Raw genomic sequence first — 16,645 nt, 5'->3', positions numbered from 1 at the left:
AGCGTTTTTGTGTGATAAATATCACGCTTCATACGCTATTACGTAGTCACTTATTCTTAAGCCTTGCCTGTGATTTACGCTGTTTGGTATGGAAAAGGCAGATGCCTCACCACGCCCGTGGTATGTTATGTGCTTTGCGTTTGGAATGGATGGAATTTGAGATGGCAAAGTTGCGGGTTGGGATTGTTTTTGGCGGCAAATCAGCGGAGCACGAAGTCTCCCTACAGTCTGCTAAAAATATCGTAGAAGCGATTGATAAGACGCGTTTTGAGGTCGTTCTGCTGGGGATCGATAAGCAGGGGCAGTGGCACATCAGCGATGCGCAAAACTACCTGTTAAATGCCCACGACCCGGCCCATATCGCGCTGCGTCCTTCCGATATCACACTGGCCCATATCCCTGGCAAAGAGCATCAACAGATGATCAATGCCGCAAGCGGTCAGCCGCTGGATGCCATTGACGTGATTTTCCCGATAGTTCATGGCACCCTGGGTGAAGATGGCTCGCTGCAGGGCATGTTGCGTATGGCAAACCTGCCGTTCGTCGGCTCTGACGTTCTGGGCTCCGCCGCCTGCATGGATAAAGATGTCACCAAGCGTCTGCTGCGCGATGCCGGGCTCTCTATCGCCCCGTTTGTGACGTTAACCCGCCGCACCCGCGACAGCTTCTCGTTCGATGAGATTAAAGCAAAGCTCGGTCTGCCGCTGTTCGTGAAACCGGCAAACCAGGGGTCGTCCGTCGGTGTCAGCAAAGTCAACAGCGCCGAGCAGTATCAGCAAGCCGTGGCCCTGGCCTTTGAATTTGACCACAAAGTGGTGGTTGAACAGGGCATTAAAGGGCGTGAAATTGAGTGCGCGGTGCTCGGCAACGATGACCCGCAGGCCAGCACCTGTGGCGAAATCATCCTGAACAGCGAGTTCTACGCCTACGACACCAAGTACATTGACGATAACGGTGCGAAAGTGGTGGTGCCGGCGGCGATCTCCGCCGAAGTGAACGACAAAATTCGTCACGTTGCGATTGAAGCTTACCAGACCTTAGGCTGCAGCGGGATGGCGCGCGTTGACGTGTTCCTGACCGAAAATAACGACGTGGTGATTAACGAAATCAACACCCTGCCAGGTTTCACCAATATCAGCATGTATCCAAAACTGTGGCAGGCCAGCGGTCTGGATTACACCTCGCTGATTACGCGCTTGATTGAGCTGGCGCTGGAACGTCATCAGGCCGATAAGGCGCTGAAAACGTCGATGAACGGGTAAGATTTTCCACGGCGTCGCTGCGCTCGGCTGGGCTACCGGTCGTGCAGCGACGCCGAAAATGCATTTGTAGAATGAATTATTCTTCCCGACGGCGAATAATAAAACCAGCCAGCCAGAAGCTAATCACCCAGGTCACCATCCCCACGGCGTAGGTTTGCCAGCCCTTAGCGTCGAACCCGAGCAGCCCAACAATCCCATTCAAAATAAAGATCAGACCGATAGCAAAGGCATAGTAATGCCAGTCACGGCGAATTTTTGCAGGCAGTTTCATAGCGGCTCCAGCAGAAAAAAACGATGATGCCATAAACCCGTGCCAGCGTCTGTGGTGTAAACATCAATTCGCAAATGTTAAATCGATTAACGTCAAACCGAAAACGGAAAATCGATAAGTCAGAGTGATATTCCAGGATTATTCCTGCTCAAAATTTACCATAAATCCGATATTGACAATCCCTTTCTGCTGCCACACTCACCCCAGTATCACGAAACGATCGGCATTTACGTTATCCTGGAGGTCTCAATGACAGATTTCACGTTGTCAAAACTCATGTTCAGTGGGAAAAAGAGGGACTCCTCCGCCTCAGGCAATCTGGCCTACGCGCTTTTCGTTCTGCTCTGCTTTTCGGTTGGCGCGCAGCTGTTGACTCTGGTGGTTCACGCACCCGGTGTCTATGAACACCTGATGCAAATGCAGGACAGTGGCCGTCCGCGCGTTGAAATTGGCCTTGGCGTGAGTACGCTATTTGGCGTGGTGCCGTTCCTGGCAGGCTGCGCTATTCTGGGCGTTGTCTCCCTTGTGCGCCGCCTGCGCCACCACGATTAATTGATGGCCATGCATTTGGCCCGACGCTCATCCACCCGTTTTGCAAACCACGCCGTGGTTAACTTACGGGTGATTTTCGGGCTTTCAAGCTGAATCCCCGGCAGCATCTCTTTTGCCAGTGGTTTACCCGCCCTCTGCTCCGCAATTTTATAAACCCCTTTATAGAGCGCCGTAGTTTCAAACGCCTGGCTATCGCCCTTTTGCAGTTGATGATGAATATCGCTATTACTGAGCGACAGCTTACTGGCAAGCTTTCTGACTGCCATTTCCGTGCTGCCTGGTTCATCGCTACCGTAGAGAATCACATCGCCATCGAGCGCTAATTTCACGCCGGTGGCCTTGCTCACCGCGTACTGGAATGCTGCATTACGGCTGGCGTACCAGCCGGCGTTAAAGTCGGCGAAACGATAAATCGGTGCCGTGTAATTAGCCGGATAGTTCAGCAAGTGATAGGTGCCGAACCAGACGCCGCCGCGCAGGGTAAAGACCTCCTGGCGCACGGTGCCGTCCATCTTCCACGGATAACCGTTCTGATGCTGCTCGGCAAAGGCGATACTCACCTGCATCGGCCCTCCGGTATGTACCGGGTTGAGTGAGCCAAATAGTTTCTGCCCCATCGGCACCATACCGATAAAGTCATCAAAAATAGCGCTAAGCTGTTTTTCCGTTTTGACCGCGTCAAGCCGTTCACTGTAGCTCTTGCCCGTAGGCGAATTGATTTTCAGCGCTGTGTGCACCAGGAAGACTGGGATATGCATCTTCTCGGCACGACGATCGATCTCCTGCCAGGCAATTTTGCTGAGCCCCGGCACCGCCGGGTCAGCCTGATAGTTAGACTCCTGCTGCGCCACCGCCAGCACCGAACAGATATTATCCTCGGTTGGTGCAAGCTTCTGGCTTTCGAACGTTTTCGCCAGCGCCTGCGCCCAGGCATCGCGGTCCTTCACGCTGGCCGGCATTTTTTGCCGCACGACGCTTGCCACATCTACCGGCTTTTCTCCCGCCTTCATCGTGGGTGCCTGCTGGCTGGTACAGGCGCTGAGCAGTGCCGCCAGAAAAGGCAGTGGGAGCGTAAGGTAGCGCGATGCAGCAATCGCCATAAGATATCCTTATAAAATTAAACCGTTTTTCTTAAGCCTGCGGTTGAGCAACCTCATCCGGTAACGCTTTATTATCCAGTTCTCGCTCAAAGCTGCGCAGACGTTTGTAGATGGACATCAGTTCCACCAGCGTGGTCCAGGAGCTAATCAGGTACTGGAATGAACCACGTACCTGACCGAAAACGTTGGTAATCTGCGTCATCAGGCCGAGCGTAATCGTACCGGCAACAATCGACGGAAACAGCAGGAACAACCCGAAAACGTTATCCACCTGCAGATATAAAATACGGGCGATATTGAAGTACATGTAGTGGAAGTAAAGGCGGAAGTAGTTCTGACGTACCGCGCTAAACAGTTCTCGCACGGTTGGCGGCGTCGCACGACTCGCATCATCTTCACCGTACACCAGCTCTTTACGATAAGCCGCTTCGACACGCTGGTTTTTAAAGTTCAGCCCCGGCAGTTTGATCCCCACCACGGCCAGCATCCCGGTCCCCATCAGCGACCAGACGATGGCCGCAATCACCAGACCATAAGGCACATGGCCAATAATCGGTAGATCAGGAACGTGTGCCGAGAGCGTTACCAGCACCGGCAGGAAGGCAATCAGCGTCATGATGGCGTTGATAAAGCTGGTGCCCATGTCTTCCAGCGTCGAGGCAAAGCGCATCGTATCTTCCTGCACACGCTGCGCGGCACCTTCGATATGACGCAGATGCTGCCAGTGCGTCATATAGTGTTCGTTCATCGCCGTACGCCAGCGGAAGACATAATGGCTGACAAAGAAGTTATTCAGCACCCCAATGACCACGGCGATAAGCGCAATCCCCAGGAAAATACCGATCTCCTGGTAAAACTGGTTAATTGAGACTTTGTTCGGCGTCGCCAATGCGGTCTGGATGAGGTCGTAGAACGGCGCATACCAGGCGTTAATTGCCACGCCGACTTCCACCATAAACCAGGTGACGAAGATGATGAGCGCGGTGCCTAGTATGGACCAGTACTGCCAGCGATGCGGGCTGCGAATAAACCAATAGCCTGCAAACAGACCAACGCACACAAAATAGTAGGCATAAAAGATCAGGTAGTTCATCGACCAGAAGCGTGCAGCGCTGATCGGAACATCGTTACTCGCGCCCGTCAGGCGAAGTAGCCAACTGCCGCCGCCCACTTGCCAGAAAATGACCGCTACCATTGCCCAAATAAATGCCGAGAGAAAAAAAGGCCCCGGCTTAGGGAAAAAAGACTTAAACATAGTGCTCTCCTGCTAACTTCTTATGATTCTGCTTTGTGCTGTGACAACAGAATACCGCTACGGATCATTTTCACCGTAAAGAGGTATTAGGTAATGTAACTGTGCAATCAGACCTGAAAAATTCGATAGAGTTCGCCAGACGATATCCATAGGTATCATACGCGCCGGATCACAAAAGCGTGCATTGGCCCGGGTGAATAATCATCGCATTTACTCCCGGTTACGTTTTTCCCGCTATCATACCGTTTAATGGCCCTGTGCCTGATGCCGATTCATTGTATTTTTAGTATAAATACGCATTACTTCCCCATTTCTATTTATGGATGCATCCGTTGAAACGTAGTCTGCTTTTTTCTGCCACGCTCTGCGTAGCGTCATTGACCTCAGTGCAGGCCGCACAGCCTCTTACCACCCCCGCGTTTGCTTCTGATATCGTAGACCGTTACGCCAATCATATTTACTACGGCAGCGGCGCAACCGGTATGGCCCTGGTGGTTATCGATGGAAATCAGCGCGTATTCCGTAGCTTTGGCGAGACTCGGCCAGGCAACAACGTGCATCCCCAGCTCGACTCCGTCATCCGCATTGCCTCACTCAGTAAGCTAATGACCAGTGAGATGCTGGTAAAACTGCTCGATCAGGGCGTGGTGAAGCTTGACGATCCACTCAGCAAATATGCCCCGCCGGGTTCACGCGTGCCGACCTATAACGGCACACCGATAACACTGGTGAATCTGGCAACCCATACCAGCAGCCTGCCGCGCGAAATGCCGGGCGGCGCGGCTAATCGCCCGGTGTTCGTCTGGCCGACGCAATCTCAGCGCTGGAGCTATCTCTCCACGGCAAAACTGCATGCCGCACCAGGCTCACAGGCGAGCTATTCGAACCTGGCGTTCGACCTGCTGGCGGATGCGCTGGGCAATGCAACCCATAAACCTTATCCACAGCTATTTGAAGAGCAGATCACCCGGCCCCTGGGAATGAAAGACACGACCTTTACCCCATCGCCGGATCAATGTGGTCGTTTGATGGTGGCAGAAAAGGGGGCAAGCCCGTGCAATAACACGCTCGCAGCAATGGGTAGCGGCGGTGTTTATTCCACCCCTGGCGATATGATGCGCTGGATGCAGCAGTATCTTTCATCGGATTTCTATCATCGCAGCAGCCAGGCTGACCGTATGCAAACTCTGGTTTACAAACGTAATCAGCTCACTCGCGTGGTAGGCATGGACGTTCCTGGCCATGCTGATGCGTTAGGATTGGGCTGGGTTTATATGGCGCCGAAAAATGGTCGCCCAGGCATTATCCAGAAAACCGGCGGCGGCGGTGGTTTCATCACCTATATGGCAATGATTCCCCAGGCTAACGTGGGCGCATTTGTGGTGGTCACCCGCTCTCCTCTCACCCGTTTTGTGAACATGAGTGACGGTATCAACGAGCTGGTAACCGAGCTGAGCGGCAACAAAGCTGCCGTCATTCCGGCGTCTTAATAGTGAGTAGGCAAACGCGCGATGCTAACGAGTTTGCCTTTTTTCATCTCGATGTATGCCCCTTTGCGTAACGCAGCGAGCACTTCAGCAATGACCGAACGTGAGATTCGCGTACGCTGCTGAATATAGTTCAGCACGCCAATTCTCAAGCGGATCTCCTCATCCCAGTCAATCATCGTCAGCAACGTTGAGCGTATCTGATGGTAATGATTGGTACCAATAAGCTGCATATCACGCATTTCCAGCATCCGGGTTTGCCATGCCATCCAGTAAAACGCTTCTCGCCATAGCTGATAGCGATCCAGGCATTTGAGCGTTTCCCGTGAAGGAAGGTAGAAACCACGACAATCACTTTCTGCGATCAGCGTGTAATCATTACGAATAGTATTAGCGGCAGCAGCGAGTCCAAAAATCGATGGGCTTTGTAGAATGCCATAAAGCACATGGCCTTCATTGCGATGTAGTGAAACCACACCCTGCTGAACGACAACCGTGACATCGTTCATCGTGTAATTGGCGGGCAGAATCAACTCCCCGGCAGTAATCTGGAAGCGCGTCCCCGTTTGAGACAGCTTTTTATCAAGGGCCAAAAACTCACTGAGCGGCTTACTTGAAGAAGGCATGTTATGCAATCCCTGCAAAAAAGCCCATCATCATGACGGGCGTTGGTTAAAGCGTAAAACACCGGGAAGTTTCCCTCCCGGTGTTGTGAGGATTACCAGGTGTATTTCACACCGGCGTTAGCCGCCCAATCCTGATCAACATCGCCGCCGCCGAGGTAGTTCACACCGGTGTAAGCGCTGAAGTTCTTGGTGAAGCTAACCTGGCTACCCAGACCAACGCGAACCGCTGAACCTTTCACGCCGTTATCGATGCTGTCGCCGTTAACGGTGGCATCATTGCTGGAATCGTCATAGACGTAGGCCAGTTTGAAGTACGGAGATACAGCCTGATCGCCGAAGTTGAAGCTGTAACCCGCATCGAAGCCGAGCTCATAACGCATGCTGTCGTAGTCCTGACCACGAACTTTCATGTCATTGCTCAGACGGTAGTGATCACCAGACTGGAACAGACCAGAAATTGCACCGTACGGAGTTACGTAGCCAGCGTCGTTGATTTTCCAGTCGTAACCCATTTTCAGACCGAAGCCCCATGCATTTGCAGTGGAGTTGCCATCAACATAGGTACCGTTGCTCATGGTGGCGGTCAGATCGTTGTTGAAACGGCTGTAGTTCAGGTTGCCATCAACAAAGATATTGTTCGCGAAACGAGCGCTGGAGTAGAGGTAGGCAGACTGGCTGTCCTGGTCAACCTGACCGGAACGATCGTTCATGTCGCCTTTTGCAAAGCCTGCTGCGGCACCGACGATCCACTGAGCGTTGTTGCCGTCGATCTTAGAGTCCACACCAACCATGATGCCGTTAACATCCTGGTCGTAGCTGATGACGTCGTTGTCGCCATTGAAGCTACCGCCGAAGTAGCTCACCCATGCACCACCGTTATCAGTGAAGCCGTGACGAGCGGTATTCAGACGGGTGTTCAGGGCGTCCTGCTGCAGGTTCCAGATGTTGGTGTTAGCAGAAGGAATGCTCAGCGCCATGTTGGCGTAGTCGGTCAGACGAGTCTGTTCCATCACCACGGTGTTGCCAACTTGCTTAGCCTGATAGGTGTAGGCACCCAGATCGGCTTTGTTAGCAGCAGAGAAGGTTGCAGTGCTGTTCTGATCGTTAACGTAGATAAGCTCATTGCCTTTGTAATCAGCAACGGAACCTTTACCGGTGGCGTTATCGATACGAACTTTATAGTTACCGCTAGCCGCTGCAACGCTATCGCCAGCGTTGTCCACTTCAGACAGGTCGGAAGAGGTATCTGAATCGCCGTTACCGTTGATGGTCAGGTGACCGTCAGAGTTCATCGCGATAACACCGTAGCCATAGTTAGACTTGGTGGTGTCGTTGGTACGGTCGTTGGTCAGGTCAGCATTCAGCACGAAGTTGTTGCTGTGAATATCGAATACACCAGCCTTAACTTTACCATCAGAGTTAGTGGTGCTGGTCAGGTTCAGAGTATCGGTCTGCAGCGCATACGCAGTGCTGTTACCTACATCCAGCACGCCGCTGTTGGTGACGTTGATGGTGTTGGCATACAGTGCCGCATCGCCTACGCCCCAACCCGCAGCAGCATCATCAGCAATCGTGACGGTACTGTTATTGATGGTCAGTTCATCAGTCGCAACGTGGCCATCTTCTTTAATGTTCAGCGCAGAACCGCCGGTCAGAGAGATGGTGTCAGAAACCAGGCTAGAATCAGCGACATTGACAACGGAACCGCTGTTAATGCTCAGGGTATCGATCAGAGAAGATTTAGTCGTGTCCCACTGCGAACCATTTTTCAGGGTCACGTTGAACAGGCCGCTCTGGTAAACTTTCTTACCAACCACGTGACCATTTTCGTCATACGCTGTATTGCTGTTATCAACACCATAGGTTGACCATGGCCACAGGCTGTTCGCCGCAACGTCAGTCAGCGTAGCAGTAGCTTCAGTACCTTTCTTATAGCTGTCGTAAACGCCATCACCATCGGTATCGACCTGGTGCGCAGAGATTGCTGCACCGACCCACTTGCTGCCGTTATCCAGAGTAACGTCCATACGATCGGTGCCATCCCAACCGTTAGTATCTACGGTGGAATCGGTATCACGATAGCTGTCAGCGCCGTTAGGGAAGAAGTTCTCGTCGAAGTTGCTGGAGAAGAAGATATCGCCGTTCAGGGTAGAGTTGCTGAGGTTAACGGTGGTCTGCATTGCGTTATCAGCATATGGGTTAGCAATAGCAGAAATTGCAACATCATCAGCGGTGAAGCTGGAGCCATTGTAATCGCTGGCATTGCTGTTATTGCCGAACCAACCGGAGGTACCTTCATCAGACCATGAGCCAGAGGTCACGGTAGAATCAGTCACGTTGATAGTGTTGTTAAACACTTCGCTGCTGTTTACGCCGGTGCTAACGGTATTATCGTCAACATCGCTCCACTCATAGCCCTGGGTCAGGGAAATACCGGCAACGCGAGAGTTATTTTTAATAACCAGATCAACTTCTTGATCCAGAGTGATCGCAGTGCCCAGGTTATATACGTTAACAACGTGAGTATCTGCAGTGCCATCGGTATACGTACCATTATAAGTATAATGTTCGTAGTTATCATCGATGGTGGAGTTATCAACGGTCAGCGCCAAACGGTCGTAAACATAACCCGTTGCGTCACGATCCGCGCAATCTGTGGTCATGCACTCAGAGGTGATCATACCGTGAATGGTGCTGTTTTTAATGGTCAGGCTGTTGGTATTGGTGTTGGTAGAAAGACCATCATCCAGATAATAGGTAGAAATCACGCCGTTAACGGTCGCGTTATTGATTACCGGATAGATATTGCCGTTATAAACGCTATCGGTCGCGTAGTTGTTCCAGCCAGCATAACCGTTAAAGTAAACGCCATCAGAATAAGTTGAGTCGTTATAGTGGTTGAAAGTGGTGTAGGTGGTGCCAGAGATATCAGTAGAAGCATTTGCCTGAGAAGCGATCGCCAAAGTGCAGGCCAATGCTAATTGTGATACTACAAGTTTCTTTTTCCAGGAGTGCATTTGTCATCCCTCCTCAGGGATATATATGTTGGTCCATCAATTAACAATTGCAATAAAACATTTCTATGTATGCGGAGAGAATTATGCGACGCGCATGACAAATGGTTCAATTATAGTTTATGCATAGTTCGAATCCACACACAAGAACAGAAAAAGACACTTATCAAAAAATAAATAAAAACAGTGAAATCAAAAAGATAAAAACAAAATACAAAACAAATTCAAATAAATATAATATTTTTAATTCAACAAATGAATAAATAAATCCCTGCAAAAACCCTACACAATGAAACACCTAAAAATAACATCTATAAATAAAACAAAACCACACAAATTATATATACCTTAAAAATATAAAACACCGGTAAATATTATCAATTCTGATTATTATTAATTCATGCATTACATTCACTGAAAACCCTGTCTCCGTCGATCGCATAAGCACCACTTTGGTAAAACATCTTCCCCCTGATTCGGTTACAATAGCGTTCCTTGTTTCACAAACATCAGGCATACCATGACAGACTTACTCCATCGCCCCCGCCGCCTGCGCAAATCACCTGCGCTGCGCGCTATGTTTGAAGAGACAACACTGAGCTTAAATGACCTGGTGTTGCCGATCTTTGTTGAAGAAGAAATCAACGATTACAAAGCCATCGAGGCGATGCCCGGCGTAATGCGCATTCCAGAAAAACATCTGGCACGCGAGATTGAACGCATTGCTAACGCCGGCATCCGCTCGGTAATGACCTTTGGGATCTCCCACCACACCGACGACACCGGCAGCGATGCCTGGAAAGAAGACGGCCTGGTGGCGCGTATGTCACGTATCTGCAAGCAGACCGTACCGGAAATGATCGTGATGTCCGATACTTGCTTCTGCGAATACACCTCTCACGGTCACTGCGGCGTGCTATGCGATCACGGCGTCGATAACGATCTCACCCTTGCCAATCTCGGCAAACAGGCCGTGGTTGCCGCAGCAGCAGGCGCGGACTTTATCGCCCCTTCCGCGGCAATGGATGGTCAGGTGCAGGCGATTCGCCAGGCGCTGGATGCAGCGGGCTTCACCGATACCGCTATCATGTCCTATTCCACCAAATTTGCCTCCTCCTTCTACGGCCCGTTCCGTGAAGCGGCTGGCACTGCGTTGAAGGGCGATCGTAAGACCTATCAGATGAACCCAATGAACCGCCGCGAGGCGATTCGCGAGTCGCTGCTGGATGAAGCTCAAGGCGCTGACTGTCTGATGGTGAAACCGGCGGGCGCGTACCTCGATATCCTGCGTGATATCCGCGAGCGTACCGAGCTGCCGATTGGCGCCTACCAGGTGAGCGGTGAGTATGCGATGATTAAATTCGCCGCGCAGGCCGGGGCGATTGATGAAGAAAAAGTGGTTCTGGAAAGCCTGGGCGCAATTAAACGCGCGGGCGCAGACCTCATCTTTAGCTACTTCGCGCTCGATTTAGCCGAGAAGAAAATCCTGCGTTAATTACGCGCTGGATTTCCCGGCGGCGCTGCGCTTGTGCAGGTAGCCCGGACGAGGCGTTTACGCCGACTCCGGGTTTCCCGGTGGCGCTGCGCTTGGCCGGGCTACATTTCAATGCCCCTCAAAACGTCACCAAACCGCCATACAACCGACATATCCCCCTTCTACTGTCACTGCATGACGGAGGAGGAGCCACCATGTTTAGTCTCGACAACGTTCTCGATGACCTGTGGCCTCAGGCGAGGCCCGCCCCCTGGCAGAAGAAAGTCCTGAAGAAGTTGCTGCATGAGGAAGAGTTTCAACAGTTTGCCGCACGCCATCGTCACCTGAAAGGGCTGGATACCGTCGAACAGGTGCTGGAACATCTCAATATTCACTGCGCCGTTCCGGTGCGCAGTCTGGAACAAATCCCCGAAAATGGCCCACTGGTTATCGTTGCCAATCATCCCACCGGTACGCTGGATGGACTGGCCCTGCTCTACGCCGTTTCCCGCGTTCGTCGCGATGTGAAAGTCGTTACCAACCGTATGCTTACCCACCTTGAACCGCTCAGCTCGCTGTTTATTCCGGTCGATAATATTAACGGTCGCACGTCAAAAACGGCTCTCCAGCAGATGGATGCACAGCTGCAAAACGGTGGCGTACTGATTTTCTTCCCTGCGGGCGAAGTGTCACGGCTGACGCGCCGGGGGATCCGCGATAAAAAATGGCATTCCGGCTTTATTAAGCTCGCGGCTAAATACCGCGCGCCGCTGCTGCCCGCATGGATAGATGCACACAATAGCGCACTGTTTTATGCCAGCACGCTGGTATCGCAGCATCTGCCGCTACTGCTATTAATGCAACAGATGTTCCGCCGCCGTAACAGCAGCCTGCCGGTGACGATTGGCGAGCAGATTGCGTGGTCCGCATGGTTTAACCCGCAGGCTACACCGCGGGAAATGACCGAGAAATGCTATCGCCACGTCCATCGGTTGGGTAAAGGACTGCCGGGAATATTTAAAACCGAATGCGCTATCGCTCGCCCGGAAGCCCGCGCCTTGATTAAGCGCGAACTGAGCCTGGCAGAGTGTATGGGACGCACAGCGGACGGCAAAGTAATTTATCTGTGGCAGCGCAACGGACAGGAGGACGCGCCGCTGCTACGCGAACTGGGTCGTCTGCGTGAAATCGCCTTCCGGGCAGTGGGAGAAGGGAGCGGCAAGCGGCGGGATGTTGATGGCTATGATGATGACTATCTGCATCTGATTCTTTGGGATGAAGAGGATCTTGAAATCGTCGGCGCCTATCGTTTTATGCCTACCGCCATGCAGTTAGAAAAGCGCGGGCTGGACGGTATTTACAGCTACAGCCTGTTCCATTACGACGCACGAATGGACGACATTCTGCAGCACGGCATTGAACTAGGGCGCAGCTTTATTCAGCCGCGCTACTGGGGCCGCCGCGGGCTGGATTATTTGTGGTCCGGTATCGGTGCCTATCTGGCGCGTTATCCGCACTATCGCTATCTGTTTGGCCCAGTCTCCATCTCCGGTGGCCTGCCGCCGTCGGCAAGGGATTTGCTAGTTGCTTTTTATCGCCTGTGGTTCCCGGCCACGCATCCGCTGGCGGAGTCACGCAGACCATATCCCGCTTCGCTTCCCGATGTGCTGGCGCAGTTTGGCGGTGAGGATTACAGCGAAGATCTGACGCGGCTAAAATCGCTGCTCGGCAACCTCGGCTGCGGTATTCCACCGCTCTATAAGCAGTATTCGGAAGTGTGCGAACCCGGCGGCGTGCAGTTTATCGACTTTGGCAGCGACCCGGAGTTTAACAACTGCGTGGATGGGCTGGTGTTAGTGGATTTGACCTATCTGAAGGCGAATCGGTATCAGCGGTATATCGGGGCGCATTTGGATACCCCAGAGTCGGCGTAAACGCCTCGTCCGGGCTACGGTTCTGTAGCCCGGACGAACGCAGTGACCCCAGGATCTCAAGGCGCACGATAAAACGGCTTATCCCCCAGAATCGTCGCCCGATGCATAATCCGCCGCTGCGGCAGATAATCTGCATTCGCATAGTGCTGCGTCACTCGGTTATCCCAAATCGCCACATCGTTCGGCTGCCAGCGCCAGCGCACCTGAAACTCCGGCTTGGTGACGTGAGTAAACAGGAAGCTCAGCAACGCCTCGCTCTCTTTTTCCGTTACGTCGACAATGCGGGTAGTGAATCCTTCGTTAACGAACAGCGCCTGCTTACCGGTCACCGGATGAGTACGCACCACCGGGTGTAGTAGCGGTGGATTTTTGGCGACCGCTTCCTGCCAGCGCTGGTGCTCCTCTCCGGTTTTGCGGTACTTATATTCCTGGAACGATTTACGGAAATCGTGCTCGGCACGCAGGCCGCTTAACAGCGCCTTAAACGGCTCGGAGAGCGCATCATAGGCCGCAATGCCGCTGGTCCACAGCGTATCGCCGCCGGTAGACGGCAACTCTTTCGCCGCCAGAATGGCCCCGGCAGGCGGCGTCTCAATAAAGGTGACATCGGTATGCCAGTTGTCATTATCCGGTGGATTATTGTCGTGAGTGTCCAGCACGATAATCTCGTCCACCCCCGGCGCATGCGGATAAACCGGATGGATGTGCAGGTCGCCAAAGCGCAACGCCAGTTCACGCTGCTGCTCCGGGGTAATCAGTTGTTCGCGAAGGAACACCACCTGGTGGCGAAGCACCGCGTGATACAGCTGTTCAAATTGGTTATCGCTCAGTGGACGGGTCAGGTCCGCGCCGGAAATCTGCGCGCCGATATACGGCCCCAGCGGGGTTATTGCCAGACGTTCACTCATTGTATTTCTCCATGCCAGGGGGTCAGACGGCGCTGAAGCGCACGCAGCCCTAATTCCAGACTAAAAGCGATAATCGCGATCACCGCGATGCCCGCCAGCACCACGTCGGTGGCCAGAAACTCCCCGGCGGACTGCACCATAAAACCTAAACCTCGGGTTGCCGCGATGAGCTCGGCGGCCACCAGCGTCGACCAACCCACGCCCAAACCAATACGCAACCCGGTTAAAATCTCCGGCAGCGCGCCGGGTAAAATCACCAGCCACAGCACCTGGGCACGGCTGGCACCGAGAGACTGAGCGGCGCGAATACGCACCTGCTGCGCGCTTTTCACCCCTGCCAGCGCCGACATCGCCACCGGGGCGAAAATCGCCAGATAGATCAGCAGGATCTTCGAGGTTTCGCCGATCCCAAACCAGATAACCATCAGCGGCAGATAGGCCAGCGGCGGCACCGGGCGATAGAGTTCAATTAATGGGTCGAGGATCCCGCGCACCGTCGAGCTCAGGCCCATGGCGATCCCCACCGGAATACCGATTATCGTTGCCGCCAGTAGCGCCACGACGATACGTCCGAGGCTCGCCGCCAGATGCTGCCACAGCGTGGCATCCATAAACCCCTGGGGACTGGCGATAGTCAGCAGCTTATTCAGCACCTGCCCCGGCGCCGGCAAAAACAGCGGGCTAACCCAGTGTGCTGCCGCGACCGCCCACCAGATAACCAACAGCACCGCCAGCGTGGCGAGGCTCAACGTCAGGTGGCGCGAGAGCGGCCAGCGCAGCTTCAGCGTGCGCGTCCACGGTTTATCGTTAATCACCACGCTCATGAGAACGCCTCCCGTTGTTCAAACACCCGGCTCAGCACGTATTCACGCTGAGCAATAAACTGCGGGTCAGACTTGATGCTGCGGCACGACTCTCCCGCCACAAACCGACGGGCAAAATCGAGGGATAAACGCTCCAGCACGCGACCTGGCCCCGGTGACAGCAGAACCAGTTCGGTTGCCATAAACACCGCTTCTTCGATGTCATGGGTAATCAGCAGCACCTTTTTGCCGGTTTCATGCCACAGCTTGAGCAACAAGGTTTGCATCTGCTCGCGGGTAAAAGCATCAAGCGCGCCGAACGGCTCATCCAGCAGCAGCAACTGCGGGTTCGCCGCCAGCGCGCGGGCAATGCCCACTCGCTGACGCTGTCCGCCGGAAAGCTGCCAGATAAAACGTTTCTCGGCCCCCTCCAGCCCCACCTTTTTCAGCATCAGCGCGGCAATATCCCGACGCTCGGTTTTGTTCACCCCGGCCAGCTGCAGCCCCAACGCGACGTTATCCTGCACGTTGCGCCACGGCAGCAATCCTTCGTTCTGAAAGACCACACCGCGCTCGGCGCCTGGGCCATCAACGTGTTTTCCATCAAGGATGATGCTGCCGTGCTGATACGGCACGAATCCGGCAATCAGATTCAGCAGCGTGGTTTTACCGCAGCCAGAAGGCCCCAGCACCACCAGAAGTTCGCCACTGTCCAGCGTGAGATTGATATCCGCCAGCGCCGGTTTACCGCCGTAGTCGGCTGACAGATGCGAGATTTGCAGCATCATGGCCTCCTTACTTCACGAAACGGTCAGTAACGTACTGGCTGTAGTCAGTGGCGACCGCCGGTACTTTGCCCTGCTCTTTGAGGAACTGCGCGGTATCGACAATCGCCTTATTCACCGGGCCGTTAAGCGCCTGCGCCTGCTGTTCGGCGGTGAGATAGGTATTTCCCTTCACCAGCCCCGGAACGTCCGCTTCAGGAACGCCGCTCAGGCGCGCCAGCTTGCTGATGTTCTCCGGCTGGGCCAACCATTTGTCAGGGTTATCGATATAGCCGCGCTGGGCCTCAATCGCGCTTTTGGCAAAGGCTTTCACCACCTCAGGATGTTTGTCGGCAAAGTCTTTGCGCACGACCCAGACATCGAGCGTTGGCGCGCCCCACTCACCGACTTTGGACGAGTCAGTCAGCACGGTGCCGTCTTTTTCCAGCTCATTCACCGCCGGTGCCCATACGTAGGCACCGTCAATATCACCGCGCTGCCAGGCGGCAATAATCGCCGGCGGCTGCAGGTTCAGGATCTGTACCTGACCCGGCTTAATGCCCCAGTGTTTGAGCGCCGCCAGCAGGCTGTAGTGGGTGGTAGAGATAAACGGTACGGCAATGCGTTTGCCAATCAGGTCTTCAGGCTTGGTGATGGTTTTTTTCACCACCAGCGCTTCGGAGTTGCCGAGCTGTGAAGCCAGCAGGAAAACTTCAATCGGCACCTGCTGACTGGCGGCAACCGCCAGTGGGCTAGAACCGAGGTTACCAATCTGCACGTCGCCGGAGGCCAGCGCACGCACGATGCTCGCGCCGCTGTCAAACTTGCGCCAGTCCGGTTTTGCCCCGCTCAGTTTTTCGAAAGTATTGTCCGCCTGCGCCACTTTGGCAGGCTCGGCGGAGGTTTGATAGGCGATGGTGACGTCCACGGCCTGCGCCTGGAATGCCAACAGTGCCAGCGTAGCGGCGATAACGGTGAAACGCGATGCGATTGCCATAATGTCCTGCTCCCATGTCTTGTTATGTGGGCAGTATTTCCGGCGCAGGGTATTTGATAAAGGAATCAAAAATGCTTGTTAATTCCAATTCGTTTTTAGAAGAAAAGTGGCAAAAGATAGTTGGAGGGTGGGATTTCCCCGTGGTCGCTGGCGCTTGCCCGGGCTACCGATGATTCGTAGCCCGGCCGAACGCAGTGA

The 16,645-nt window shown here is 53.6% G+C and carries 14 protein-coding genes; 5 read left to right on the top strand and 9 right to left on the bottom strand.

The features are described 5' to 3' along the window. The first annotated feature begins 161 nt into the window (after positions 1-161). Positions 162-1,262, top strand: coding sequence for a D-alanine--D-alanine ligase (gene ddlA, locus V6944_RS10930; RefSeq protein WP_333498966.1), 1,101 nt, complete (start codon positions 162-164; stop codon positions 1,260-1,262). Positions 1,263-1,338: 76 nt separating this feature from the next. Here the strand turns inward: ddlA and V6944_RS10925 are convergent, their stop codons facing one another. After that, positions 1,339-1,533, bottom strand: coding sequence for a DUF2754 family protein (locus V6944_RS10925; protein WP_333498965.1), 195 nt, complete (start codon positions 1,531-1,533; stop codon positions 1,339-1,341). A 249-nt stretch (positions 1,534-1,782) separates the two neighbouring features. Here V6944_RS10925 and V6944_RS10920 point away from each other — a divergent pair, with 249 nt between their 5' ends. Continuing rightward, entirely contained in the window at positions 1,783-2,085 is a 303-nt protein-coding gene (locus V6944_RS10920) for a DUF2755 family protein (RefSeq protein ID WP_185667205.1), read from the top strand. Here V6944_RS10920 and V6944_RS10915 read toward each other — a convergent pair. Next, the gene (locus tag V6944_RS10915) at positions 2,082-3,185 is read right to left on the bottom strand and encodes a DUF1615 domain-containing protein (RefSeq protein WP_333498964.1); all 1,104 of its coding nucleotides are present in this window, start codon (positions 3,183-3,185) and stop codon (positions 2,082-2,084) included. The two genes, V6944_RS10920 and V6944_RS10915, sit on opposite strands and share 4 nt — an antisense overlap. A gap of 31 nt (positions 3,186-3,216) precedes the next feature. Then, positions 3,217-4,440 (bottom strand): peptide antibiotic transporter SbmA, encoded by a 1,224-nt coding sequence (sbmA, locus tag V6944_RS10910; RefSeq protein ID WP_333498963.1) that lies wholly within the window; start codon positions 4,438-4,440, stop codon positions 3,217-3,219. A gap of 332 nt (positions 4,441-4,772) precedes the next feature. Here sbmA and ampH point away from each other — a divergent pair, with 332 nt between their 5' ends. After that, positions 4,773-5,930 (top strand): D-alanyl-D-alanine-carboxypeptidase/endopeptidase AmpH, encoded by a 1,158-nt coding sequence (gene ampH / locus V6944_RS10905; protein ID WP_333498962.1) that lies wholly within the window; start codon positions 4,773-4,775, stop codon positions 5,928-5,930. Here the strand turns inward: ampH and V6944_RS10900 are convergent. Both V6944_RS10900 and ehaB read right to left on the bottom strand, forming a co-directional pair. Beyond that, positions 5,927-6,553 carry a helix-turn-helix domain-containing protein gene (locus V6944_RS10900; RefSeq protein WP_333498961.1) on the bottom strand — a complete coding sequence of 209 codons (627 nt, stop codon included), beginning with the start codon at positions 6,551-6,553 and terminating at the stop codon, positions 5,927-5,929. The two genes, ampH and V6944_RS10900, sit on opposite strands and share 4 nt — an antisense overlap. A gap of 92 nt (positions 6,554-6,645) precedes the next feature. Further along, entirely contained in the window at positions 6,646-9,570 is a 2,925-nt protein-coding gene (ehaB, locus tag V6944_RS10895) for an autotransporter adhesin EhaB (protein WP_333498960.1), read from the bottom strand. Between the two features lie 517 nt (positions 9,571-10,087). Between ehaB and hemB the strand changes: the two genes are divergently transcribed. Both hemB and V6944_RS10885 read left to right on the top strand, forming a co-directional pair. Continuing rightward, the gene (hemB, locus tag V6944_RS10890) at positions 10,088-11,062 is read left to right on the top strand and encodes a porphobilinogen synthase (protein WP_035895610.1); all 975 of its coding nucleotides are present in this window, start codon (positions 10,088-10,090) and stop codon (positions 11,060-11,062) included. 194 nt (positions 11,063-11,256) lie between these two features. After that, on the top strand, positions 11,257-12,975 hold the full coding sequence (locus V6944_RS10885; RefSeq protein ID WP_333498959.1) for a lysophospholipid acyltransferase family protein: 1,719 nt from the start codon (positions 11,257-11,259) through the stop codon (positions 12,973-12,975). A gap of 56 nt (positions 12,976-13,031) precedes the next feature. Here the strand turns inward: V6944_RS10885 and tauD are convergent, their stop codons facing one another. Genes tauD through tauA form a run of 4 tightly spaced genes read right to left on the bottom strand, consistent with a single transcriptional unit; the run spans position 13,032 to position 16,447 of the window. Next, a complete protein-coding gene (gene tauD, locus V6944_RS10880) occupies positions 13,032-13,883 on the bottom strand; it encodes a taurine dioxygenase (RefSeq protein WP_333498958.1) in 852 nt (283 codons plus the stop codon). Then, complete coding sequence (gene tauC / locus V6944_RS10875; RefSeq protein ID WP_333498957.1) at positions 13,880-14,707, bottom strand: taurine ABC transporter permease TauC; 828 nt, start codon at positions 14,705-14,707, stop codon at positions 13,880-13,882. Before tauC ends, tauD begins: the two co-directional genes overlap by 4 nt. After that, positions 14,704-15,471 carry a taurine ABC transporter ATP-binding subunit gene (gene tauB, locus V6944_RS10870; protein WP_123650125.1) on the bottom strand — a complete coding sequence of 256 codons (768 nt, stop codon included), beginning with the start codon at positions 15,469-15,471 and terminating at the stop codon, positions 14,704-14,706. Before tauB ends, tauC begins: the two co-directional genes overlap by 4 nt. 10 nt (positions 15,472-15,481) lie before the next feature. Beyond that, complete coding sequence (tauA, locus tag V6944_RS10865; RefSeq protein WP_333498956.1) at positions 15,482-16,447, bottom strand: taurine ABC transporter substrate-binding protein; 966 nt, start codon at positions 16,445-16,447, stop codon at positions 15,482-15,484. Positions 16,448-16,645: the final 198 nt, after the last annotated feature.

Source organism: Kluyvera sp. CHPC 1.2972, from assembly GCF_036759925.1.
Classification (GTDB): domain Bacteria; phylum Pseudomonadota; class Gammaproteobacteria; order Enterobacterales; family Enterobacteriaceae; genus Kluyvera.
Note: the sequence above shows the minus strand (reverse complement) of the source record. Positions and strands in the feature narration are given on the sequence as shown.